This is a genomic window from Glycomyces endophyticus, assembly GCF_039531525.1.
Classification (GTDB): Bacteria; Actinomycetota; Actinomycetes; order Mycobacteriales; family Micromonosporaceae; genus Glycomyces; species Glycomyces endophyticus.
Genome location: NZ_BAAAQF010000004.1, coordinates 588,113 through 610,757, shown reverse-complemented (window position 1 = coordinate 610,757; position 22,645 = coordinate 588,113). Strand labels below are relative to the sequence as shown.

Genomic DNA, 22,645 nt, shown 5'->3' with positions numbered 1-22,645 from the left:
AACCGGAGCGATGATGATTCACGCCGCCGAAGAAGGTGGAGCGGGCATCCTCTTCCCGATCTGGCAAGAGATGCTCGTCGGCGCCATCGCCTTCGGTCTGCTGTGCTTCGTGCTCATGAAGTTCGTCTTCCCCCGCATGGAGAAGACGTTCGAGGCACGAGTCGACGCGATCGAAGGCGGCATCGAGCGCGCTGAGCGGGCTCAAGAAGAGGCCAACCAGACGCTTCAGGAATACCGCCAGAAGCTCGCCGCCGCACAGGACGAGGCCGCGGCTATCCGCGACGAGGCCCGTGCGACGGCCGAGGCCGGCAAGGAGGAGATCCTCGTCTCCGCCCGCGAAGAGGCCAACCGCATCATCGCGGCCGGCCACGCCCAGGCCGAGGCCTCGCGCCAGCAGCTCATCCGCGAGCTGCGCAGCGAGGTCGGCAACCTGGCCGTGGACCTGGCCGGGAAGATCATCGGCCAGCGCCTCGCCGGCGACGCCGACACGACCGCGACCGTGGACCAGTTCCTGGCCGAGATCGCGGACGAGACGGCCGAGACGAGCGGAGCGCGCTGATGTCGACGACTGGACGCGAAAGCATCGAGGCCGGCCGGGCCGTGCTGGAGGCCGCCGCCTCCGGCGCCTCGGCCGAGCAGCTCACCGAGTGCGGCGATCAGCTGCTGGGAGTGACGCGGTTCCTCGTCGACCAGCCTCGGCTGCGTCGCGCCCTGTCCGACCCCGCCCGCCAGGCGGACGACCGCGAGGGACTGATCCGTCAGCTCCTCGCCGGTCAAGTCGGCGACACCTCCGCTGACGTGGTGGCGGCGCTCGTGCGCGGCCGCTGGGGCAGCCCGTCCGAACTGGTGGACGGCACCGAGCACCTCGCCGTCGAGGCGTTGCTGCTCGCCGCCGCCAAGGACGGGACGCTCGCGAACGTCGAAGACGAGCTGTTCCGCTTCGGGCGGCTCGTCGACGGCGACACCGAGCTGGCCTCGGTCCTCGGCGCCTCCGGCACCGACCCCAAGGGGCGCGCCGCGCTGACCGAGCAGCTGCTCGGCGGCAAGGCCGAACCCGTGACGGTGAAGCTCGCGGCCGCCGCATGCCACGGCATCGGCGGGCGCAGCTTCCACGCCTCACTGGCCCACCTGGTCGAGACCGCCGCGGCGGCCCGCGACGAGTCCGTGGCCTACGTGACCGTGGCAAAGCCGCTCGACGAGAACGGCGAGCGCCAGCTCGGCGCCAAGCTGACCCTCGTCTACGGCCGCCCGGTGGCGCTCAAGGTCACCGTCGACCCCGCGATCGTCGGGGGCATCCGGGTGCAAGTCGGCCCGGACCTGTGGGACGGCTCCGTCTCGCGCCGCCTCGACGAAGCCCGCCAAGCCTTGGCCGGACGCTGATCCAGCCGGTAGCAACAGAAAGGTAAACGTTCAGATGGCTGAATTGACCATCTCCTCTGACGAGATCCGCAACGCGCTCGACGCGTACGTCTCGTCGTACCGGCCGGAGATCACCCGCGAAGAGGTCGGTACCGTCACCTCCGCCGGCGACGGCATCGCCGTCGTGGAGGGCCTGCCCTCCGTCATGGCGAACGAGCTCCTCGAGTTCGAGGGCGGCGTCATGGGCCTCGCCCTGAACCTCGACGTGCGCGAGATCGGCGCCGTGCTCCTCGGCGACCCGACCAAGGTCGGCGAGGGCCAGCCCGTCAAGCGGACCGGCAAGGTCCTCTCGGTGCCGGTCGGCGACAAGTTCCTGGGCCGCGTCGTCGACGCCCTGGGCAACCCCATCGACGACCTCGGCGAGATCGAGGCCGAGGGCGAGCGCGAGCTCGAGGCCCAGGCCCCGAACGTCATCAACCGCCAGTCCGTCGGCGAGCCCGTCGAGACCGGCATCAAGGCCATCGACTCGATGACCCCCATCGGCCGCGGCCAGCGCCAGCTGATCATCGGCGACCGCAAGACCGGCAAGACGCAGGTCGCGATCGACACGATCATCAACCAGCGCGCGAACTGGGAGTCCGGCGACCCGACGAAGCAGCTCCGCTGCATCTACGTCGCGATCGGCCAGAAGGGCTCCACCGTCGCGGGCATCAAGGGCATGCTCGAAGAGCACGGGGCGATGGAGTACACCACCATCGTCGCGGCGAACGCCGACGAGCCGGCGGGCCTGAAGTACCTGGCCCCCTACACCGGTTCGGCCATCGGCCAGCACTGGATGTACGGCGGCAAGCACGTCCTCATCGTCTTCGACGACCTGTCGAAGCAGGCCGAGGCGTACCGCACCGTGTCGCTGCTGCTGCGTCGTCCCCCGGGCCGCGAGGCCTTCCCCGGTGACGTCTTCTACCTGCACTCCCGTCTGCTGGAGCGCTGCGCGAAGCTGTCCGACGAGCTGGGCGCGGGCTCGCTGACCGGTCTCCCGATCATCGAGACCAAGGCCGGCGACATCTCGCAGTTCATCCCGACCAACGTCATCTCGATCACCGACGGCCAGGTCTTCCTCGAAGAGGGCCTGTTCAACTCGGGCGTCCGGCCGGCGATCAACGTCGGTACGTCGGTCTCCCGAGTCGGCGGCGCCGCGCAGACCAAGGGCATGCGCTCGGTCGCGGGCTCCCTGCGTCTGGACCTGGCCCAGTACCGCGACCTGGAGGCGTTCGCCGCCTTCGCGTCGGACCTGGACGCCGCGTCCCGCGCGCAGCTGGACCGCGGTCTGCGGATGGTCGAACTGCTCAAGCAGGGTGTGGCCGCGCCGCTCCCGATGGGCGAGGAGACCATCTCGATCTGGGCCGGCACCGCCGGCGAGCTCGACGACATCCCGGTGGGCGAGGTGCGCCGCTTCGAGAGCGAGTTCCTCTCGTACATGCGCGCCAACCACAAGGACGTCGTCGCCCAGCTCAACGCGGGCAAGGACAAGGTCGCCGGCGACATCGAGGACACCCTCAAGCGCGCCGTCGCCAAGTTCAAGCAGATGTTCAAGGCCAACGCCGACGACCTGCACGTGACCGACGCCGCCGAGGACGCCCTTGAGGGCGACGTCGACGTCGAGACCGTCAAGCGCGTCAAGAAGGGTTAGCCATGTCAGCGCAGCTTCGTACTTTGCGCAAGCGGCTGAAGTCGACCCAGTCCATCAAGAAGATCACCAAGGCGCAGGAGCTGGTCGCGACCAGCCGGATCGCCAAGGCGCAGGACCGGGTCGCGGCTTCACTGCCGTACGCCCGGGCCATGACGAGCGTGATGACGTCCCTGGCGTCGAACGCGTCGATCAACCACCCGCTGCTCCAGCCGCGTGCGGCGGTGCGCCGGGCGGGCGTCCTGGTGATCACGGCCGACAAGGGGATGTGCGGCGCGTACAACGCGAACGCCATCCGCACGGCCGAGCAGATGGTCTCGCGCCTGTCCGAGGAGGGCAAGGTGCCGGTCCTGTACGTCGTCGGCCGCAAGGGCGTCGACTACTACCGGTTCCGCTCCCGGCAGATCGAGCAGTCGTGGACCGGGTTCTCGCAGACCCCGAAGGTCTCGGACGCGCAGGAGATCACGCGGACGCTGCTCGCGGCGTTCATGTCCGGCGCCGACGACGAGGGTGACGATGCGGGAGCGGACGGTATCCTTGGGGTCGACGAGCTGCACATCGTCAACACCAGGTTCGTCTCGCTGCTGACGCAGACCCCTGAACCGCGGCAATTGGCTCCCCTCGAGGTCGAGGAGGTGGAGGAGCACGAGCTCGACGAGCACACGCTCCTCCCGGACTACGAGTTCGAGCCGAACCCGGAGGCGCTGCTCGACGCGCTGCTGCCGAAGTACCTGACGACTCGCATCTACGCGGCGCTGATCGACGCCGCGGCCAGCGAGCTGGCGGCGAAGCGTCGGGCGATGAAGGCGGCTTCGGACAATGCCGATGAATTGATCAAGACCCTGCGGCGGAGCGCGAACGCGGCGCGGCAGGCGGCGATCACGCAGGAGATCAGCGAAATCGTGGGCGGGGCCAGTGCCCTTTCCGCCGCAGGAAGAGAGTAACGATGACTGACACTCAAGGAGTGGGGCGCGTCGTACGGGTCATCGGGCCGGTCGTCGACGTCGAGTTCCCGCGCAACGCCATCCCGGCGATCTTCAACGCGCTGCACGTTGACGTGACCTACGGGGAGACCCCGAAGACGCTGACCCTGGAGGTCGCGCAGCACCTGGGCGACAACCAGATCCGCGGCATCTGTATGGCGCCGACGGACGGCCTCGTCCGCGGGGCCGAGGTGCGCGACACCGGCGGGCAGATCAAGGTCCCCGTCGGCGACGGCATCAAGGGCAAGGTCTTCAACGTCCTCGGCGAATGCCTCAACCTCCCCGAGGGCGAGACGCTCGAAGCCGACGACCACTGGGAGATCCACCGCCACGCCCCGGCGTTCGCGCAGCTGGAGCCGAAGACCGAGATGCTGGAGACCGGCATCAAGGCGATCGACCTCCTCGCCCCGTACGTCAAGGGCGGCAAGATCGGCCTGTTCGGCGGCGCCGGCGTGGGCAAGACGGTGCTCATCCAGGAGATGATCATCCGCGTCGCCCAGAACTTCGGCGGTTCGTCGGTGTTCGCCGGTGTCGGCGAGCGCACCCGTGAGGGCAACGACCTCATCGCGGAGATGGACGAGGCGGGCGTGCTCCCGAAGACCTCGCTCGTCTACGGCCAGATGGACGAGCCGCCGGGCGTGCGTCTGCGCGTCGCCCTGTCGGCCCTGACGATGGCCGAGTACTTCCGCGACGTCAAGAACCAGGAGGTGCTGCTCTTCATCGACAACATCTTCCGGTTCACGCAGGCCGGTTCGGAGACCTCCGCGCTGCTGGGCCGCATGCCCTCGGCCGTGGGCTACCAGCCGACCCTCGCGGACGAGATGGGTGAGCTCCAGGAGCGCATCACCTCGCTGCGCGGCAAGGCCATCACCTCGATGCAGGCCGTGTACGTCCCCGCGGACGACTACACCGACCCGGCGCCGTTCACCGCGTTCACCCACCTGGACGCGACGACGAACCTCGAGCGGAAGATCTCCGACAAGGGCATCTACCCCGCGATCGACCCGCTGGCCTCGAACTCCCGCATCCTGGAGCCCGAGGTCGTCGGCGCCGAGCACTACGCGGTCGCGTCGACGGTGAAGCAGATCCTGCAGAAGTACAACGAGCTGCAGGACATCATCGCGATCCTCGGCATGGACGAGCTCTCGGAGGAGGACCGCCTCGTCGTGGGCCGCGCCCGCCGCATCGAGCGCTTCCTGTCGCAGAACACGTTCGCGGCGAAGCAGTTCACCGGTGTCGAGGGCTCGTTCGTCCCCGTCAAGGAGACCGTCGAGGCGTTCAAGAAGATCGCCGAGGGCGAGTACGACCACTTCCCCGAGCAGGCGTTCTTCATGTGCGGTGGTCTCGACGACCTCCACAAGAACGAGGAGGAGCTCCGCAAGAAGGGCTAGTCCTTCTCGCAACGCTCGACGAACGGCCCCGGAACCAGCTGGTTCCGGGGCCGTTCGCCTTTCCCCCCTTGGTGGAACGCCTGGTCAGTCGTCGGCGTCGTCGCCCGACGCGAGCGCGGCCGCGGGCACGCCGCCCGTGCAGGTCGCCGTGTACACGAGGCCGTCGTCGTCATCGTCGTCACCGGCGGCGGTGAACGTGACAGACGCCTGCGCGCCCGGGCCCTGGTCGACGGCGGCGGCGTTCCAGCCCTGCGCGGGCGTCCACCAGTCGATGCGGACCCGGTCGCCCTCGCAGACGGCCATGAACGTGCCGCCGTCGCCGCCGAGGACGTGCCCGCCCTCAGTGGTCGGGGTCGCCTCGGCGCCCGGAGCCCCGGTTCCCGCCGTCCCTGAATCCGCCGTCCCGCCGGGGGAGGGCTCCCCGCTCGCGGAGGGCTCGTCGGCCGTGGACGCGGCCTGGTCGACGTCGGCGAGCTGTTCGAGGACCTCGTCCTCGGACAGCGGCTGCTCGGGGCCGGCGAGGCTCCCGCCCTGCGCCAGCGCCACCGCGCCGATCCCCGCCGCCACGGCGACCGCCGCGAACGTCGCCCACCCGGCCACCGCCCATTTCCTCTGCATGCGGACCAGCATGCGGCCCTTCGGGTTAAGGCCGGGATAAGGCGACCATAAGCCCTGGTCAGGAGGTGGCCGGAGGGTGCGGTTCCGCATAGGCTTCCGCCCATGGCCCAACTGCTCCTGATCGAAGACGACGAGCGGGTCCGCACGGCGCTCATGCGCTCGCTGCGGGACCTCCGCCACCAGGTCGCCTCCGCGCCCGACGCGATGACGGGCCTGCGCGCCGCGATCGACCACCGGCCCGACCTGGTCGTGCTCGACCTCGGGCTGCCGGACCTCGACGGGTCCCAGATGCTGCGGATGCTCCGCGGCGTCTCCGACGTGCCGGTGATCGTGGCGACCGCCCGCGACGACGAGGACGAGATCGTCCGCGTCCTCGGCTCGGGCGCCGACGACTACGTGGTGAAGCCGTTCACCGCCAAGCAGCTCGACGCCCGCATCCAGGCGGTGCTGCGCCGCGTCGGCACCGGGCCTGCCGCGGCCGATCCGCCGGTCGCCGTGGGGCCCCTGCGGATCGACCCGCGCGGCCGCTCCGCGCACCTCGACGGCCGGGCCCTCGAACTGAGCCCCAAGGAGTTCGACCTGCTGCACTACCTCGCGGCCCGCGCCGGCGAGGTGGTCGCGAAGCGCCAGCTCCTCACCGACGTGTGGGACCTGCCGTTCGGCGGCGCCGACAAGACCGTCGACGTGCACCTGGCATGGCTGCGCCGCAAGCTCGGCGAGACCGCGCAGGCGCCGCGGTTCCTGCACACCGTGCGCGGCGTCGGCGTCAAGCTCGTCGACCCGGCCGGGGACGCCGCGTGAGGGCCCGCCTGACGCTGCTCGTGGCCGCCACCGCGAGCCTGATCCTGCTGGCGTTCTCGATCCCCATGGCGATCCTCCTGCGCAACAGCGCGGCCCAGCACGCGGTCGACAGCGCGCAGCAGGAGGGCCAGACGCTCGTCGCGACGGTCAGCTCCGGCGACCGCGCCGCGACCCAGGCGGCCGTGGAGAGCTACAACACCGCGGGGCTCTACCCGGTGACGGTGTTCTGGCCCGACGGGTCGCTCATCGGCGCCGACGCGCCGCGCTCGAACGCGGTCGAGCTGGCCTCCAGCGGCTCCTCGATCACCGCCGCGGTCGACGGCGGCCGCGAGGTCCTGTTCAACGTGAACGTCGACGGGCAGACGGCGGTCATCCGCGTCTTCGTCTCCGACGACCAGCTCACCGCCGGGGTGGCCCGCTCGTGGCTGCTGCTCGGCGCGATCGCCGTGCTGCTCCTGGGGTTCGGCCTGCTGCTCGCGTGGCGGCTCGCGCGGGTGATCCTGGTGCCCTTGGCCGACCTCGAGGCCGTCTCGCACCGCCTCGCCCGCGGCGACCTGGAGGCCCGCGCCGACGCGGGCGGGCCGGGGGAGCTGCGGAACGTCGGCATCGCGCTGAACACGCTCGCCGACCGCATCAGGGAGCTCCTGGAGGCCGAGCGCGAGCGCGTCGCGGACCTCTCGCACCGGCTCCGGACCCCGCTCACCGTCCTGAAACTGGAGACCGAGGCCCTCGGCGGCCACGCCCAGCGCGAACCCGTGGAGCGCGCGGTCGCCGACGTCGAGCGGGCCGTGAACGACGCGATCCGCGACGCCCGCAACCCGGCCGAGGCCGGCGTGTGCGACGCGGCCGCCGTCGTGGCCGAGCGGGTCGAGTTCTGGTCGGCGCTGGCCGAGGACACCGCCCGCGAGTGCCGGGTGCGGCTCGCGTCCGGGCCGCTCCCGGTGTCCCTGCCGGCCGCCGATCTCGCGGCGGCGATGGACTCGCTGCTGGCGAACGTCTTCGCGCACACCCCGGACGGGACGGCGTTCGAGGTCCGCCTGACCCCCAGGTACGACTCGGGAGCGACCGTGGACGTCGCCGACGAGGGCCCCGGCCTCCCGAACCTCGGCGTGTTCCAGCGCGGCCGCTCCGAAGGCGGCTCCACGGGACTCGGCCTCGACATCGCCCGCCGCGCCGCCGCCGCCTCGGGCGGCCAGCTCGTCTTCGGCCAGGGCCCGGGCGGCAGAGGCGCCCTCATCAGGCTCGAACTCGGGTAGGAAAGCACTCGTTCAGCGCCCGCGCCCACGGGTTCCCGCGCATCCCGGGCGCGAGCGCGGCGACCGCGAGGCAGTACTTGCTGACGGACACCGGCCGCGCACCCATGCTCCACAGCAGACGGTCCGCGGGCCCGCCGGGCCGGGCCGACTTCACCTCCACGAGGCTCACCGGCCGCGCCACCGCCGTTCCCGCGCCGGTCACGCACCGCAGGTCCTCGTCACACGTGATGCGCACGCCCGCAGCGGGGTCGACGAGCGTGTGCCGCGAGTAGTCGGTGCGCAGCCGCGCCTCCAGACCCCGCGGGACGCCCAGCCCGTACGCCTCCCATAGGGTCCGCGCCAGGTGCTCCGCGGCCTCCGGGGTGATCCGGGCGGCGTCGGCGGCGGCGTACGGGAGCCGCTCCTTGACCGTGTCCTGCCTGGCGCCCTTCACCTTCACCTCGAACGCGCACTCGCCGGAGTCGGCGTACAGGCGGGTGCGGACCTTGAAGCGCCGCCGCCGCCCCTGCCGGTGCTGCCGGTACGTCAGCAGGTCCGGGGTGTCGAAGTACACCGATTCGTACGCGAACCGGCGGCGGCCGCCGATGTCCAGGCACGCCCACTCGCCGGTGGCGGCCAGCCGGTCCCGGAACCACCGGTACCGCTCGGGTGAGAGCAGGTACTTCGTGTCGACCCTGGTCTGGAGGTCCGCCGCGGCGACCACGTCGCCGAGGCCGATCCCCGCGAACGCGTCGAGGCCGCTCATCGGGTCCTCGCCAGGGGGACGGTGCGCTCGCCGGGCACGTGGCGCGCGGGGGACGGGTGCGGCTGGAACCGCACGTCCACGGTCATCGTCTCGCGCACGTAGTCGGTGTCGATCACCTCGAACTTGCGGACGTGCGCGTCCAGCCGCTGCTCCAGGTCCGCGCGCAGGCGCTCCTCGTCGCAGTGGACGGTGTCCAGGACGATCATGCGGTGCCGCGACCGGTTCGCCAGGCGCGGATGGTCGGCGACGTACATCGTGGCGACGAGCAGGACCGACAGGCCGATCATCACGGCCGGCCGCGAGGCCCCGATCCCGTTGATGAGCCCCAGTGCGAGCGCGGTGAAGTAGTACCCGACGTCGCGCTGGGAGATCTGGTCCGACCTGAGCCGCAGGATCGACAGGACCCCGAAGAGCCCGAACGCGAGTCCGAGGCTCACCTGCTGCGACAGCATGAGCGCCGAGACCGAGAAGACCCCGACGTTCAGCGCGACGTAGGCCAGCGCGAGGTCGGTGCGCCGGTGCCGCCGGTAGTAGATCGCGCAGGCGAGCACGGTGATCGCGAACAGGTCTATCGGCAGGGCGAGAGCGAGCGCGAGACTCAAGGCGGTTCCTCCTCAGTGGATGCGGCTGCCGCCGTCGGGCGGCATGGGAGGAACCGTACGGGCCCGCGGGTTAAGGGTCGGATAAGCGGTGAATAAAGGGCGGACCGCCGGTGAACGGCGTGCGCCGCAGGCGGTTCAGATGCCGCGGCCGCGGCGGTGCAGGGCCGCCATGACCGCGGGGACGCCGACGATGCCGGCCGCGGCCGCCGCGGCGACGGCCGCGCGCGGCTCGCCCGGGTTCGCCTTCGTGGCGCGCAGGGCCCACCGCAGCGCCTCCTTGCGGTCGCCGATCGCCGCGTGCCAGCACGCGATCTGCCCGTAGACCCGCGCGGCGCCCTCGGGGCTGCCGTGGATCTCGGGGTGGCGGTCGAGGATCCACCGCAGCGAGGAGATCTTGGTGTCCCAGCGGGTCTCGAAGTGCGAGCCGGCCCAGTTCACGAGCGCGTACGGGGTGTCGACGTGCGCGATGGGCCGCCGCCGGGACGCCCGCAGGAGCATGTCCCAGTCCTCGTTCTGGCTGCCGGGGGCGTCCTCCGCGACGAGGCCGAGCCCGCCCAGGAGCGCCGAGCGGCGGAACAGGAACGTCGAGGAGTGGAGCATCATCATCCGCGACCGCAGCAGGTCCGCGTGGCGGACCGTGGACTTCTGCGCGAGCCGCGCGTTGCGCTTGCCGCGGTAGTCGACCTCGATCGCGGTGGTGCACAGCTCGGCCTCGGTGCCCAGGGCCGCGACCTGCGCGGCGAGCTTCCCGGGGAGCCATTCGTCGTCGTCGTCGAGGAACGCGACCAGGTCGGTCTCGACCGCCGAGATCCCGGTGTTGCGGGCGCCCGCGAGACCGGGCGTGCGCTCGTTGCGGACGACGCGCACCGGGCGCTTCGCGGCCTCGCCGGCGCCGCCGTTGAGCTCGTCCTCGAGCCCCGGGTCGGGCTTGGCGCGGTCGAAGACCACGACGACCTCGAGCTCACCGGGGTAGAACTGGGTCAGCACCGACCGCAGGGCGGCGCGCATCTGCTGGGGACGGTCGTGGGTCGGCACCACGACGCCGACGGAGGGCCAGTCAGTCACGGGCGCTCACCTCTTCGCGTGCGGGGTCTTCCAGAGGCGTGTCAGCTTCGCTGAGGTACCCATACCTCCCGAGGAGGGGGCGTGTCAAGGTCGAGACCATCCTCCGCGTGCTGTCCGAGAGGTCCTCGGTCCACGCCTCGTCGGGCATGATCGGGATGCGCCCCACGGTGAACCGCATCGGGTTCCCCGCCGCCGAGTGGCTCGGGCCGAGGTCGGCCCAGCCGTCGCCGATGAAGTTCAGGTCCGACTCGACCAGGTCGAGCCCGCAGAACCGCGCGAGCGAGGCGATGACGCGCCGGGGGCGCTGGATGATCCGCTCGTACCGGACGCGCCGCACCGGGACCCCGCGGCGGGCCAGGAGGCTGAACGCGGCGTTCTGCGCGTTCCACAGCATCGCGGCCTTCGCGGGGGAGTAGCGGGTCATCTGGTCGCCGGTGGGGGACTCGGGGCGGCGGATCTGCTTCGTCCACGAGTACGCGACGCCGCGCGAGTCGCGCACGACGTGCATGACCCGCAGGTCGATCTTGGGGGACCAGCGCAGGCAGTACGCGAGCGACGCGTGCTTCGAGGAGTCGACCACGACCTGCGCGCGCGTGTCCTTCGCGGCGGCCTCGTAGATCTTCTCGAAGTACGCGGCGTACTCGGTGACGAGCTGGTGCTGCGCGGGCGCGAGCTTGCGGGCCGCGAGCGCGGGGATGTGCCGGGTGCGGTCCACGGTGGCCTTGAGGGCGTTGAGCCGCTCGACGTCGACCTGCTCCCAGGAGCCGAAGGCGCGGCCGCCGATGCGCTGCCAGAACTCGCAGTGCGAGAACGTGGCGCCGCACGCGCACATCTCGTTGCCGATCAGGTCGCGTTCCCACAGGTGGGTGATCTCGCCGAGCGGGACGACCCCGGGCAGCTGCCCCAGCAGGCGCTCCAGGAGCGTGGTGCCGGAGCGGCCCAGGCCCCCGATGAAGACCACTTTGACGCGGTTCTCGGACTGCTCGGACTGCTCGGCCGTTCTCCAGCTCACTGAACCCTCGCTCACCCTCGTGCTCCCCTGTCGCCCCTATAACGATCCGGGGTGGGGTCGGGGACACGCCCTGGAGCGGAAAAATCCCGGGAATCGGCCCGCGAGCCTCTAGCGTCTGATGTCATGGAGCGCTTGGGCCCTGCGCGCGCCGGAGGCGCGAACGACAGGCCTTACCCACGAGTCCGCTTGGGCGGCATAGGCATCGACCCGGTCACCGGGGCCGAGGCGGTCGCGCGCGTGCTCGCTGCGATCGAGGCCGGCCGCGGCGGGCAGATCGTCACCCCCAACGTGGACATCGTCGCCGCCGCGCGCCGCAGCCGCGAACTGCGCGCCGTCGTGGCCGCCGCGGACCTCGTGACCGCCGACGGCGCGCCCCTCGTGTGGGCCTCCCGCCTCGCGGGCACGCCGCTGCCCGAGCGCGTCGCCGGCTCCGACCTGGTGTGGAGCCTGGCCGCGGCCGCTTCCGAACGGGGCCTGCGCATCGCGCTCCTCGGCGGCACGCCGGACGGGGCCGCGCGCCCGACCGAGCGCGCCGCCGAGATCCTCGAGGCCCGCCACCCCGGACTGAAGGTGGTCGGCGCCTGGTGCCCGCCGATGGGTTTCGACCGCGACGAGTCGCAGTGGCTGGCGCTGGTCGACCGCGTCCGCACCGCCGACCCCGACCTGGTCTACGTCGGCCTCGGCTTCCCCAAGCAGGAGCTCGTCGCCGTCCGCCTCCGCGCGGCCGCGCCCCGGGCGTGGTTCCTCGGCTGCGGCGCGAGCATCGACTTCATCGCCGGATACCGCCGCCGCGCCCCCCGGTGGATGCAGCGCACCGGCACCGAATGGCTGTTCCGCATGTGCTCCGAACCGCGCCGCCTCGTCCGCCGCTACCTCCGCGACGACCTCCCCGAGGCGCTCCGGCTCCTCGCCGAGGCCGCGCGCCGCGACGCCCCGGAGCGCGCCCCGGGGCCGGACCTCGGGATCTAGCGGCGGCGCGCGATGTACACGACGTCCGTGGCCCACTTCGACATCGGCGAGCACAGGAGCGAGTCGGCGGCCTTCGACGCCCAGATCCACGGCCGCCGGTAGCAGCCCTGCGTGAACATCGTGAAGCCCTGCATCCCGACCAGGTCGAAGCCGTGCCGGTCGAACAGCTCGGCCATCTCCTCGTGCGACAGCTCCTGGAACCACGTGTGCGCGTCGAGCCGCCCGAAGGACTTGCGCAGGTGCCGCAGCGAGGAGGCGTTCCCGTGGTTCTCCACCAGCAGCAGCCCCGCGTCCGGGTCCGGCAGCGCCATCGACGCGAAGTCCATCAGCTGGTCACGCAGGTGCAGGTCGACGTTGAGCACGAACCGGAACGCCGTCACCAGGCGCGGGCGGGTCTCGTCCGGCTCCGGCACCGCCAGCCCCGGCGCCACCAGGTGCGCGTGCCCGGGCGTGCCCAGCTCGCGTCCCTTCTGGAGCATCGCCTCGGACGTGTCGTAGCCGTGCGACACCGACACCAGGCCCGCGAGCATCCGCGCGACCCTGCCGGTGCCGCAGGCGAAGTCGTGGTGCACCGGCGGCATCCCGAACGCGTGCGGCACGAACCCGCGCAGCCAGCCCGTCTGCCGGCTCGACACGATCGACGAGAACGTCCCGGGCGCGTACGTGCGCTCGGCGTACTTCTCGACCGCGGTCGGGTCCCGGAAGACCTCGGTGTAGTTGGCTGCCACGGTGCTCCCCCTCAGATCCTGGTCCGGTAGCGCAGGAGCGCCACCGCCCACGCGCCGCCGGCCGCCGTCAGCGCGGCGAGCGTCCACACCGGCCCCAACGGCGACGCCGCCAGCGGCAGGACCCCGAAGGCGAGGCCGGCCGCGAGCAGCGCGCGCCGCGTCAGCGCGCCGAACGGATGCAGGCCGAAGGCGCGCCACAGCTGCGCGAGTGGAACCAAATTATTGACCAGAACCGCCGCCGACCACGCGATCGCCGCGCCGACGACGCCCATCGTGGGGATCAGCGCCAGGTTCAGCCCGACGTTGACCACGAGCGAGATCGAGACGTCGATGAGCTGCCACGAGGTCTTCCCCGCCATCGACAGCATCGAGTCCACGACCCCGCACGCCGAGGCGACCATCATCGCCGGCACCAGGACCCACACCACCAGCCGCGCGTCGTCCGAGGCGTACTCGCCGCCGAACAGCCGCAGGTACCAGTCGGCGAGGAGCCCCACCGCCAGGTACACCGGCCACGTCAGCGCCACGATCCACGCCGTCGACTCCTGGTACAGCGCCCGCGCCGACGCCGGCTCCCCGGCGGCCATCGCCGCCGCCGCGCGCGGCTGCACCGACTGGCCCACCGCGCCCGAGGCCATCTGGCCGACGATCACGAACCGCGTCGCCACCGTGTACACCGCGGCCGGGCCCAGGCCCGCGAGCGCCGCCACCATGATGATGTCGAGCCGCTGGAGCCCCAGCTGCGCCACGCTCGCGGCCGCCCGCGGCGCCGTGAACCCCCAGAACGCTCGGGCCGAGACCCGGTCGGGGAACTCCCGGTCCGCCGCCGCCGCGCGGTGGCGCCGCAGCAGGTACCAGGCCGCCGCCAGTGCCGCCGGCAGGTACGGGAGCACCCACGCGAAGGTGATCCACTGCGCCGTCGCCGTGCCCGCCAGAGCGATCGCGCCCAGGCCCGCGAGCTGCGCGACCGTGCGCCCGAACTTGTCGATGACCACCGACGGGCCCATGAGCCGGTACCCGCGCGTCGCCGCCAGCAGCGCCTCCATCGCGACCGACGCGGGGATGAACACCGCCAGCAGCCGCACCAGGTCCGGGCGTGCGAACATCGGCGCCGCCAGCAGCAGCGCGGCCGCCGCGGCGAACGACGCCACCGCGGCCGGCCACAGGCTCAGCCGCAGCACCGACCCGATCGCCCCGTCGCGCCCGTTCCGGTGCAGGCGCGCCACCCAGTACACGAGCCCCGTCGGCGTCCCCAGCCGCGCGAGCGCGCCCGCGAGCATGAACACCGAGGTCGCCGCGAAGAACGCGCCCGCCTCGGCGGGACTCAGTGCGACGGCCGCGAGCCACGTGACCGCCAGGCCGCCCAGGCCCGAGACCGCGGCCCCGACCAGGTTCGCCAGCCCCCCGCGGGCGGTGCCGCGCAGCTCCTCCCGGGTCCCCGGCTCCGCGGCCTGCGCGGTCACCGCCGCCAACTCGGCACACCCCCGAGCCATTCCGCGAGCCGCTCGTCATGGGGCCCGTAGTGCTCGGTCAGCAGCTCCCGCAGCTCAGCCGACATCGGCGAGGGACGCCCGCGCGCGTTGTGCCGCGCGAACGCGAACTGGCCGATCCACGGCAGGCCCAGGAACCGCAGCACCCGCTCGAACGCGTCCTCGGGGCGGGTGAAGAACTCGCCCGAGTCCAGCACCAGCACCTTGTCGCGGCCCACCTGCGCGGCGAGCGGCTCCAGGAAGTCCGCGTACTGCCCGCGCGCGGTGTACGCGTGGTGCTGGTGCTCGAAGCTGTACAGCGCCGGGTCCTTCCGCAGCCGCTCCTCGACGCCCGCGAGACGCCCCGTCTCGGCCTCCACCGCCTCGGCGAAGTCCACGATCGGCTCGAACCCGCGCGCCACCTCGTGCGCGTGGTGGGACCAGGCCCGCTCGACGGGGTCGCGGACCAGCACGATCACCTTGACGCCGGGCAGGTCGCGGGCGAAGCGCTTCGCGGCCAGCGGGTGGTACAGGTAGTACGGGCTCGACTCGAACGCGACCGGCGCGAGGCCGGTGCGGTCCGCGATCCGCGCGGCCGCGCCCTGGGTCGGGAAGTGCCCGCGGTACCAGGCCGGGCCGCGCTGGTAGTTCGTGTCGAAGTAGTGGACGCCCTTGTGGAACACCGGCTTCAGGATCGCCGGGTGCTGGGCCAGGGCCCGGTACAGGGACGTCGTGCCGCAGCGCTGGCCGCCGCAGACGAGCAGTCCCGGCAGCATCCGCGAGGCGGCCGTCAGGCGCCCGAAGGTGCGCGAGGAATGGCCGACGACGGCCTTGAGCTGGGTCGGGATGCGCTCGCGCAGTGTCCGCTGGGTCATTCGATGTTCCTTGCCGCTCAACAGGTTCCGTCGGTGGAGCCGGCCTGCGCGGTCCGCTGGCGGGCGATGTGGCGCAGCAGGGTCGGCAGGAGCCAGCGGCCGAGGGCCCCCAGCGCCGCCCCGGCGCGCTCGGCCTGGTCGCCCATGTAGCGGGCGGCGAGGTCCACGAGGTACAGCAGCGCGGTCGGCTCGGCCTCGCCGGGCGCGACCCCCATGGGCGCGAGGATCGCCGGGGCGTCGGCCACGAGGCCGAGCACGGCCGTCGTCGGGTCGGTCGCCCTGGTGACGATGTCGTCCTGGAGCCGGTAGTGGACGGCGTCGAACCCGTAGGGCACGCCGGTCTCGAACCGCTCCAGGTCCCACAGGTACACGAGGCCGGGCGTCTCGCGGGTGTTCCACGGGGCCCAGTCGCCGTGCCACGCACCGAAGGTCATCGACGCCGACCCGTACCGGTCGAGGAGGGCCTCCCCGGCGGTCTGGAGCGTGTCGGCGTCCGTCTCGCCGCGCTCGGTGAGCGCCTTCAGGCGCGTGCGCAGCCGCGCGGCGTAGTCGGACTCCCCGAGCGGGAACCGCGAGGTGCCGCAGGCGTCGGCGAGCTCGCGCATGGCGGCGCTGCGGCGGGCCGTGCCGAGGTCGGCGGGCGCCTCCCAGGCCGGGAGCGCCGAGGTCACCATCAGGTTGTGGCCGTTCCAGTTCCCGGCGTGCAGGAGCTTCGGCACGCGCAGGAGCCGCAGGTCGCAGAACTCGCTGAGGCGCTTGGTCGCGGCGGTCTCGGCGTCGACGAGTTCGCGGGTGAGCGGGTTGACCCCGAGCTTCGCGAACGCGACGGTGTTCGCGTCGCCGTCGAGGATCTGGAGCACCGGCTTGCGGTTGGCCCGCGCCGGTCCGATGTGGACGCTCAGATGGACCTCGTGGCCGAGGACCGCCGCCAGGTGGTCGTCGATGCCCTCGGCCCCGCCGACCTTGACGCGGTGCGGCAGCAGCAGCCGGTCCAGCCCCAGGCGCAGCGCCAGGACCGCGGCGTCGCGCTTGAGGCGCGCCCCGCGCGCGGCCGGCCGCGCGTACCGCGACAGCGCCGCCGCGGCGACCTTGCGGTCGGCGGCCGGGATGAGCACGCGCGGCTTGCGCCGCCCGGGCACGACGATGTACGGCCGGGGCGCCTCCCCGGCGCTGCCGCCGGGGTAGAGCTGGTCGACCACCTCCGCGAGGTAGGTCGCCCGCCTGCGCAGGTCGTCGGCGGTCTTCAGGGCTCGACTCATCGGTTCTCCGTCTCTGGCCCCTGGGCGAGGGGCGCTGGTGTGCTGTTGGCGGCGAGGAGGACATAGCTGAGCAGGGTGAGCAGCAGGGGTGTGACGAGGGCGTTGTAGTAGAACATCGTCAGCAGCGAGAAGCCGACGACCGCGCTCCCCGCGATCCCGATCGCCGAGTGGTCGGACCGGAACCGCCACAGGACCGCGAGCGCGAACCCCAGGTACGTCACGGTCCCGGCGATCCCGTGGGCGAACATCACCTGCCACAGCTGGCCGTTCCCGCCGAGGGTGCGCCCGCCGCAGCGGGGGCACTCGGGGGTCGGGCCGACGGCGATCGACTCGCCGGACCCGAGGGTCTTCCTGGTGGACCCGAACCCGATGATCGGCGAGTGCTCGACGACGAGTTCGGTGGCCCGCTCGGAGGAGAACGCGCGGCCCTCGTCGGAGTGGCCGTTGTCCATGCGGGCCTGCACCACCGTCCCCAGCGGCGTCAGGACCACGAGGAGGACGGCGGCGCATCCGGCGCCGCCGAGGGCGAGCATCCCGCCGGGCCGGCCCGAGACCAGGAGCCGCAGCGCGGTGAACACCGCGATGGCGGCGAGGCCGAGCCACAGGCCCCGGTTCATCGAGTAGACGGCCGGGACGAGCGAGACGGCCAGGAGCGCCACGGCGGCGACCCGCCACTTCGTGCGGATCGGCGCGCAGAACGCGGCCACGGTGAACCAGGCGGCGGTGATCGCGAAGTTGTTGCCCCACGTGTTCGTGTAGCCCCACGGCGCGGCCGGTCGCGGCGTCTCGTAGCCGAGGAAGTCCATCGTCTGCGCCGCCTGCGGGTGCACCAGCGACTGCACGAACCCGTCCTTCGCCACGGCGTTCGGCAGCAGCGCCTCCACGGGGGAGGTGTACTCGAAGCCGCCGAAGAACGTGCCGAGCAGCCCGCCCGCGACGGTCACGGCGAACAGCCACGCGAGCAGCCGGATCAGCCGCTGCCGGGGGAGCCCGCCCTCGACCACGAGGTTGTAGGCCCACAGGGCGATGAGCGTGACGCAGCAGTAGAACCCGAATCGGTAGGTCGCCCCGGGGAGGCTGGAGACGAACGTCTCCGGGACCACGCCGGGCGGGTCGACGCCGAGGTTCGCGAGGCTGAGCACCACCGCGAGCAGGAACAGCAGCCACCACCCGAACGCGGGCGGGACCGCGATCGACTTGCGCCGCACCAGCTTCACGGCCGCGACGGCGGCGACGAACGGGATCGCGAGGACCCCGAGCCCGAGTGCCCACCACAGCGGGTAGGCCGCGAGCAGCCAGAACAGCGAGGCGCCTTCGGGCCGCGCCGGTGCGACGCGCGTGCGGCCGGCCGAGCGCGCGGCCGCGAGCAGCGTCATCGCGGCTCGGCGGCCGAGGCCGCCGACGGTGCGGCGGCGTCGACGACCGGGATCACCTCGGTGGCGGCGGCGTCCTCGACCGGCTCGAGCGAGTCGGTCGGCGTCTCGTCGGCCGTGAGCATGGGACGCGAGGCCAGCTCGCGGCGCGCGGTCGGCAGCGGCACGGTGTTCATCGGCCCGAGCACGCCCGGCAGCAGGACCGCGCCGAGCAGCGGCGTGTCGATCTGCCGCATGGCGACCGCGGCGGCCGCGGTCTCGGCGATCGCGTCGCGCTGCGACTGGACGGCGAGGATCACGGCGTCGGCGTGGCCGGCGAGCAGCTGCGCGTCGGCGGAGCACGACAGCGGCGGCGCGTCGACGACCACGAACCGGCCCGCCTCGGCGAGCTTCGCGAACGTCTCGGCGGCGGCCTCGCTGGTGGGTCCGGCGGCGCGCGCGGCGGCCCCGGGGCCGATCACCGACAGGCTCGGCTGCCGCGGCGCGGCCTGCACGGCCGTGGCCAGGTCGATCCGGCCCGACCACGCGTCCGCGAGGCCCGGCACCGGGTCGGTGCCGAACAGCTCCGGCAGGCCGACGGTGGTGCTCGGGTTGGCGGCCACGGCGGTCACGCGGTCGCCCGCGCGGGCCATCGCGGTGGCGAGGTTCGCGGCGACGACGCTCGCGGCCGGGCCGGGCGCGACCCCGGCGACGACGATGACGCGCTGGTCGGCGGTCAGCTGGGAGGCGACGACGTTCCGCAGCTGCGAGAACACGCGCCCGCCGGGGCTGTAGGCCCCGAAGACCTCGCGGCGCTGGAACTTCACGGCCGGCGGCACGGAGGCGAGCACGTCGAGCTCGCACCGGTCGACCAGGTCCGCCGGGTAGGACACCTTGCGGGCCAGGCGGTGCCGGGCCCACGCGAGCATGAGGCCGAGCGGGAGCCCGACGCCGGCGGCCGCCGCGAGGTTGAACATCGCGTTCGGGCTGATCGGGGCCTGCGGCAGCGACGCCTGGTTGATGACGCGGCCCGGCGAGACGGCCTGGGCCCGGGCCTGGAGGCCCGCGACGGACGCCTCGATCTCCGCGGCCTGAGCCTGGAGGTCCTCCAGGTCGGACTCGAGGCCGGAGCGGCCGCCGTCGCCGTCGCCCATGCCGTCAAGCCGGTCCTCGGCCGCGTCGATCTCGGCCTTCACGGTCTCCAGCTCGACGTTCGCGGTGCCGATCTCGCGCTCGATCGACGCGGTGGCCCCGGTGAGCCGGTGCGCCAGGTACGCCTCGCTGAACGCGAGCGTGCCCTCCTGCGCCTGCTTCGGCGTGCCGGCCTTGAAGCTGATCTCCAGCACCGCGGTGTTGGGCGGCACGGTGACCGACACCTGCGAGACGAGGTCGGCGGCCGGGTCGGCCCCGAGCGCCGCGGCGGCGGCCTCGGCGACCTCCGTGGACTTGACCAGCTGCGCCTCGGTGTCCAGATTGACCTGTCCGGCGGTGCGGGCGCCCTGGACCTCGGTGTCGCCGGCGGTCGGCAGGACCAGGACCGAAGCGGTCGACTCGTAGACCTCCGGGCTCATCTCGGTGTAGGCCACACCGGCCGCGAGCGCGGCGGCGGCGGTGCCGGCGACGAGCCACCACGAGCGGCGGACGATGACGCCGTAGTCGGCGAGAGTACGGGCGGCAGGGGTCCTCAACACGAAGCCCTTTCTTGTTCTAGGGAACTCGAATGAGTAACGAGCGATGTGTCCGATAGGTGACGGCCGCGCCGCGCCACGCGCGACAGGGGTTGTAATCGGGAGAGGAGACGAGTAGAAACCCATTTGTTCGCTAATATGGTGATTCGCAATATTGAGTCCAGATCACATTGGACGGAAGAAGGTGGACGATGAGCGGCACCGACGCGCGGCAGCGACTTCCGCTCGCGACCGGCCGCGGGATCGTGACCGTCCTCGCGGTCCTCCCGCTGGTCCTGGCGGGGTTCGTCATCGGTTACGGGGTCGGCACGGGCGACGGGCGCTTCGGCGACGCCGTCCGCGAGGCATGGGAGGGCGGTGAGGGCACGGTCGACCACCGGCCGCTCGCGGCCTCGTTCACCGCGACCTCGGTCGCGGGGCGCGCACCCGACGCGCCCGCGGTGCTGCCCGTCGGCTACTCCGACGACCTCGGCATCGCGGTCGCCCACCTCCAGTTCGCCGTCGACGAGACGACGGTCCGCCCCTCCCACACCGCGGAGCTGCGGCTGCCCGTCGCGGTCCCGCCGGACTCGGAGGCCATGACCGTCGAGGTCGCCTCGGTGTACCCGGTGAGCTGCCTGTGCTCGCTCACCGCCGACACCGCGCCGCCCTACGGCACCGTCTGGGACGCCGTCGAGGTGAACGCCGGGACCACCGAGATCGTCTTCGACGTCACCGGCGCGATCAACGCGCCCGGCCGGTACGGCTTCGCCGTCACCAGCCCCGACCGCAAGGCGTACCTCGAACTCGAAGGCGCCGAATACAACACCGGCCCGGCCCTGCGCACGGTCTCCGAACCGGACGCCCCGACCGGCCCCGTGCCGCCGACCGCGCCGCCCACCGACGCGCCGCCGCCCGCGGACCCGGCCACGGTCCCGCCGAGCGCTTCGCCCTCGGACACGCCGCCGGTCGCGCCGGCGCCCACCGACCCGCCGCCGTCGGGCTCGCCTTCGCCGACGGGCTCCCCGTCACCGGCCTCGCCCGCACCGACCGGCCCGCCCGCCGTCCCGGCGGACCCGGCCGGCTCGCCGAACCCGACGACCGACCCGTCCGCGGTCCCCGGCCTGCCGGCCTCCGAGCCGACCGAGCCGCTGCCCGAGTCCGGCCAGTCCGAGGACCAGCTGAGCGTCTGCTCCACCGGCGACAAGCTGATCCCGACCTGCGGCGCGCTCGTCGGCGTCGCCCCGGCCGCGCACACCAGCCGCGTCAAGGAGGACGAGCTCCTCGCCTTCGAAGAGCGCGTGCAGCACACGCAGCAGATCTACCACGCCTACGAGCGCGGCGACGCCCGCCTGTTCCCGACCGACGCGCAGATCGCGCTCACCGAGGACCCGGAGAAGCCGCGCACGCTGTTCATCAACTGGAAGCCGCGCATGGCCTCCTGGGCCGAGATCGCCGCGGGCGACGAGGAGACCGACGCGTACCTCGACCGGCTCGCGGCCCACATCACCGAGAACTTCGACAAGCCGTTCTTCTTCACCGTCCACCACGAGCCCGAGAACGACGTGATCCAGCGCGAGGGCTCCGGCATGGAGGCCGCCGACTACGCGGCCATGTTCCGGTACGTCGTGGAGCGCCTGCGCGCCCACGGGGTCGACAACCTGGTGTCGGTCATGAACTACATGGGCTACCTCAAGTGGGTCGAGAAGCCCTGGCACGACCAGCTGTACCCGGGCGACGACGTCGTCGACTGGATCGGCCTCTCGGGCTACGGCCAGTCCCTCCACGACGACGGCCGCTCGGACTTCGGCGAGATCGTCGACCAGACCAAGGGCGACACCGCCTGGCCCGGGTTCTACCACTGGATCGCCAGGGAGCACCCGGACAAGCCGATGATGCTCGCCGAATGGGGCGTCTTCCACCAGGACGAGTACCCCGACCACCAGACCGCGGTGTTCGAGGCGGCCCGGTACCAGATGGCGCACTACCCGCGCCTCAAGGCCATCGTCTACTTCGAGACGCCCTCGGACTCCAACGGCGGCAGGAACTCCGAGATCCACCTCGACGAGGGCGCCCTGGAGGCGTTCAGGAACCTGATGCGCTCGCCGTTCTTCGCGGTGCGCCTCCAGCAGTGACCTGACCGATCGACCGGGACCGGGTGGGTAGGGCCCCGCAAGCCCTATCCGCCGGTCGCCGGCGTATCTCCCTCGGCCGCGGGCGCCTTCGGGTGGCGCTTGTACGGGGACACGAAGCGGTCGCCCGGGATCCAGAAGCGCCAAGCGGTGTCCGCGGCCTTCGTGATGCCGGTGCGCGGCCCGGCGACCGGCGCCGCCGGCGCTCCCGTGCGGACCGCGCCGACCATGTCGCGGCCGTCGTCCGAGCGGTCCCAGCCCATCGCCTGCGCCAGCCGGGCCGGACCCCGCGCGAGGTCGCGGTCCTTGACCGCCTCGCCGCGGCGGCCGCGCGCCAGGGCCTCGCCCTCGACGACCTCGCCCGCGCGCAGAAGCACCGCGGCGCCGGTCCCGTCCTCGCCGCACACCAGGTTCGCGCAGAAGTGCATGCCGTAGGTGAAGTACACGTACAGGAACCCGGCGGGGCCGAACATCACCGCCGTGCGCGGTGTGGGGCCGCGGAAGGAATGCGAGGCCGGGTCGTCCTCGCGGTACGCCTCGACCTCCGTCAGCCGCACCGACACGCCGTTCGCGGTCACGATGCAGCCCAGCAGCTCCGGGGCGACGACCACCGAGTCCCGGGCGAAGAACGCCCGGTCCAGCACCGACCCCGGACCCCGCCCCATCAGACCGGGC

Annotated in this window: 21 protein-coding genes; 9 read left to right on the top strand and 12 right to left on the bottom strand. The window is 72.6% G+C overall.

The window, feature by feature from the left end; all coding sequences use genetic code 11:
- Positions 1–13 precede the first annotated feature (13 nt).
- Genes ABD419_RS05930 through atpD form a run of 5 tightly spaced genes read left to right on the top strand, consistent with a single transcriptional unit; the run spans position 14 to position 5,420 of the window.
- Positions 14–559 (top strand): F0F1 ATP synthase subunit B, encoded by a 546-nt coding sequence (locus ABD419_RS05930; RefSeq protein ID WP_344483465.1) that lies wholly within the window; start codon positions 14–16, stop codon positions 557–559.
- Positions 559–1,380, top strand: a complete 822-nt coding sequence (locus ABD419_RS05925; RefSeq protein ID WP_344483050.1) for a F0F1 ATP synthase subunit delta — start codon at positions 559–561, stop codon at positions 1,378–1,380. The genes ABD419_RS05930 and ABD419_RS05925 overlap by 1 nt, the downstream gene beginning before the upstream one ends.
- A 34-nt stretch (positions 1,381–1,414) precedes the next feature.
- On the top strand, positions 1,415–3,049 hold the full coding sequence (gene atpA, locus ABD419_RS05920; RefSeq protein ID WP_344483047.1) for a F0F1 ATP synthase subunit alpha: 1,635 nt from the start codon (positions 1,415–1,417) through the stop codon (positions 3,047–3,049).
- A gap of 2 nt (positions 3,050–3,051) precedes the next feature.
- Positions 3,052–3,990 (top strand): F0F1 ATP synthase subunit gamma, encoded by a 939-nt coding sequence (locus ABD419_RS05915; RefSeq protein WP_344483044.1) that lies wholly within the window; start codon positions 3,052–3,054, stop codon positions 3,988–3,990.
- Positions 3,991–3,992: 2 nt separating this feature from the next.
- Positions 3,993–5,420, top strand: a complete 1,428-nt coding sequence (atpD, locus tag ABD419_RS05910) for a F0F1 ATP synthase subunit beta (RefSeq protein WP_344483041.1) — start codon at positions 3,993–3,995, stop codon at positions 5,418–5,420.
- Between the two features lie 84 nt (positions 5,421–5,504).
- Here atpD and ABD419_RS05905 read toward each other — a convergent pair whose 3' ends face one another.
- The gene (locus ABD419_RS05905; RefSeq protein WP_344483038.1) at positions 5,505–6,038 is read right to left on the bottom strand and encodes a hypothetical protein; all 534 of its coding nucleotides are present in this window, start codon (positions 6,036–6,038) and stop codon (positions 5,505–5,507) included.
- Between the two features lie 102 nt (positions 6,039–6,140).
- On the opposite strand from ABD419_RS05905, the gene ABD419_RS05900 reads away from it, so the two are divergent.
- Positions 6,141–6,839: a response regulator transcription factor gene (locus tag ABD419_RS05900; RefSeq protein ID WP_344483035.1), complete on the top strand. Its 699-nt coding sequence runs from the start codon at positions 6,141–6,143 to the stop codon at positions 6,837–6,839.
- The gene (locus ABD419_RS05895; protein ID WP_344483032.1) at positions 6,836–8,095 is read left to right on the top strand and encodes a HAMP domain-containing sensor histidine kinase; all 1,260 of its coding nucleotides are present in this window, start codon (positions 6,836–6,838) and stop codon (positions 8,093–8,095) included. Before ABD419_RS05900 ends, ABD419_RS05895 begins: the two co-directional genes overlap by 4 nt.
- On the opposite strand, the gene ABD419_RS05890 is transcribed toward ABD419_RS05895, so the two are convergent.
- The 4 genes from ABD419_RS05890 to ABD419_RS05875 all read right to left on the bottom strand — a co-directional run bounded on the left by ABD419_RS05890 (position 8,076) and on the right by ABD419_RS05875 (position 11,519).
- On the bottom strand, positions 8,076–8,840 hold the full coding sequence (locus ABD419_RS05890; protein WP_344483029.1) for a polyphosphate polymerase domain-containing protein: 765 nt from the start codon (positions 8,838–8,840) through the stop codon (positions 8,076–8,078). The two genes, ABD419_RS05895 and ABD419_RS05890, sit on opposite strands and share 20 nt — an antisense overlap.
- Positions 8,837–9,442, bottom strand: a complete 606-nt coding sequence (locus ABD419_RS05885) for a DUF4956 domain-containing protein (protein WP_344483026.1) — start codon at positions 9,440–9,442, stop codon at positions 8,837–8,839. The genes ABD419_RS05890 and ABD419_RS05885 overlap by 4 nt, the downstream gene beginning before the upstream one ends.
- Before the next feature lie 135 nt (positions 9,443–9,577).
- Entirely contained in the window at positions 9,578–10,507 is a 930-nt protein-coding gene (locus ABD419_RS05880; protein ID WP_344483023.1) for a glycosyltransferase family 2 protein, read from the bottom strand.
- On the bottom strand, positions 10,500–11,519 hold the full coding sequence (locus tag ABD419_RS05875; protein WP_344483020.1) for a sulfotransferase: 1,020 nt from the start codon (positions 11,517–11,519) through the stop codon (positions 10,500–10,502). The genes ABD419_RS05880 and ABD419_RS05875 overlap by 8 nt, the downstream gene beginning before the upstream one ends.
- A 186-nt stretch (positions 11,520–11,705) precedes the next feature.
- Between ABD419_RS05875 and ABD419_RS05870 the strand changes: the two genes are divergently transcribed.
- On the top strand, positions 11,706–12,488 hold the full coding sequence (locus ABD419_RS05870) for a WecB/TagA/CpsF family glycosyltransferase (RefSeq protein ID WP_344483017.1): 783 nt from the start codon (positions 11,706–11,708) through the stop codon (positions 12,486–12,488).
- Here the strand turns inward: ABD419_RS05870 and ABD419_RS05865 are convergent.
- Genes ABD419_RS05865 through ABD419_RS05840 form a run of 6 tightly spaced genes read right to left on the bottom strand, consistent with a single transcriptional unit; the run spans position 12,485 to position 19,862 of the window.
- Entirely contained in the window at positions 12,485–13,216 is a 732-nt protein-coding gene (locus ABD419_RS05865) for a class I SAM-dependent methyltransferase (protein WP_344483014.1), read from the bottom strand. The genes ABD419_RS05870 and ABD419_RS05865 overlap by 4 nt on opposite strands.
- An 11-nt stretch (positions 13,217–13,227) precedes the next feature.
- Positions 13,228–14,679 carry a lipopolysaccharide biosynthesis protein gene (locus ABD419_RS05860; protein ID WP_344483011.1) on the bottom strand — a complete coding sequence of 484 codons (1,452 nt, stop codon included), beginning with the start codon at positions 14,677–14,679 and terminating at the stop codon, positions 13,228–13,230.
- A complete protein-coding gene (locus ABD419_RS05855; protein ID WP_344483008.1) occupies positions 14,676–15,560 on the bottom strand; it encodes a sulfotransferase family protein in 885 nt (294 codons plus the stop codon). The genes ABD419_RS05860 and ABD419_RS05855 overlap by 4 nt, the downstream gene beginning before the upstream one ends.
- A 17-nt stretch (positions 15,561–15,577) precedes the next feature.
- On the bottom strand, positions 15,578–16,819 hold the full coding sequence (locus ABD419_RS05850; protein WP_344483005.1) for a hypothetical protein: 1,242 nt from the start codon (positions 16,817–16,819) through the stop codon (positions 15,578–15,580).
- Positions 16,816–18,195, bottom strand: a complete 1,380-nt coding sequence (locus ABD419_RS05845; RefSeq protein ID WP_344483002.1) for a hypothetical protein — start codon at positions 18,193–18,195, stop codon at positions 16,816–16,818. Before ABD419_RS05845 ends, ABD419_RS05850 begins: the two co-directional genes overlap by 4 nt.
- Positions 18,192–19,862, bottom strand: a complete 1,671-nt coding sequence (locus tag ABD419_RS05840) for a Wzz/FepE/Etk N-terminal domain-containing protein (protein ID WP_344482999.1) — start codon at positions 19,860–19,862, stop codon at positions 18,192–18,194. Before ABD419_RS05840 ends, ABD419_RS05845 begins: the two co-directional genes overlap by 4 nt.
- 188 nt (positions 19,863–20,050) lie before the next feature.
- Between ABD419_RS05840 and ABD419_RS05835 the strand changes: the two genes are divergently transcribed.
- Positions 20,051–21,973 carry a glycosyl hydrolase gene (locus ABD419_RS05835; RefSeq protein ID WP_344482996.1) on the top strand — a complete coding sequence of 641 codons (1,923 nt, stop codon included), beginning with the start codon at positions 20,051–20,053 and terminating at the stop codon, positions 21,971–21,973.
- 44 nt (positions 21,974–22,017) lie between these two features.
- Here ABD419_RS05835 and ABD419_RS05830 read toward each other — a convergent pair whose 3' ends face one another.
- Positions 22,018–22,635, bottom strand: a complete 618-nt coding sequence (locus ABD419_RS05830; protein WP_344482993.1) for a DNA-3-methyladenine glycosylase — start codon at positions 22,633–22,635, stop codon at positions 22,018–22,020.
- Between the last annotated feature and the right edge of the window lie 10 nt (positions 22,636–22,645).

Excerpts from the sequence above, each read along its gene's own strand:
- ABD419_RS05930 (WP_344483465.1), top strand. The coding sequence starts at position 14 with ATGATTCACGCCGCCGAAGAAGGTGGAGCGGGCATCCTCTTCCCGATC.
- ABD419_RS05925 (WP_344483050.1), top strand. The coding sequence starts at position 559 with ATGTCGACGACTGGACGCGAAAGCATCGAGGCCGGCCGGGCCGTGCTG.
- atpA (WP_344483047.1), top strand. The coding sequence starts at position 1,415 with ATGGCTGAATTGACCATCTCCTCTGACGAGATCCGCAACGCGCTCGAC.
- ABD419_RS05915 (WP_344483044.1), top strand. The coding sequence starts at position 3,052 with ATGTCAGCGCAGCTTCGTACTTTGCGCAAGCGGCTGAAGTCGACCCAG.
- atpD (WP_344483041.1), top strand. The coding sequence starts at position 3,993 with ATGACTGACACTCAAGGAGTGGGGCGCGTCGTACGGGTCATCGGGCCG.
- ABD419_RS05905 (WP_344483038.1), bottom strand. The coding sequence starts at position 6,038 with ATGCAGAGGAAATGGGCGGTGGCCGGGTGGGCGACGTTCGCGGCGGTC.
- ABD419_RS05900 (WP_344483035.1), top strand. The coding sequence starts at position 6,141 with ATGGCCCAACTGCTCCTGATCGAAGACGACGAGCGGGTCCGCACGGCG.
- ABD419_RS05890 (WP_344483029.1), bottom strand. The coding sequence starts at position 8,840 with ATGAGCGGCCTCGACGCGTTCGCGGGGATCGGCCTCGGCGACGTGGTC.
- ABD419_RS05855 (WP_344483008.1), bottom strand. The coding sequence starts at position 15,560 with ATGACCCAGCGGACACTGCGCGAGCGCATCCCGACCCAGCTCAAGGCC.
- ABD419_RS05850 (WP_344483005.1), bottom strand. The coding sequence starts at position 16,819 with ATGAGTCGAGCCCTGAAGACCGCCGACGACCTGCGCAGGCGGGCGACC.
- ABD419_RS05845 (WP_344483002.1), bottom strand. The coding sequence starts at position 18,195 with ATGACGCTGCTCGCGGCCGCGCGCTCGGCCGGCCGCACGCGCGTCGCA.
- ABD419_RS05835 (WP_344482996.1), top strand. The coding sequence starts at position 20,051 with ATGAGCGGCACCGACGCGCGGCAGCGACTTCCGCTCGCGACCGGCCGC.
- ABD419_RS05830 (WP_344482993.1), bottom strand. The coding sequence starts at position 22,635 with ATGGGGCGGGGTCCGGGGTCGGTGCTGGACCGGGCGTTCTTCGCCCGG.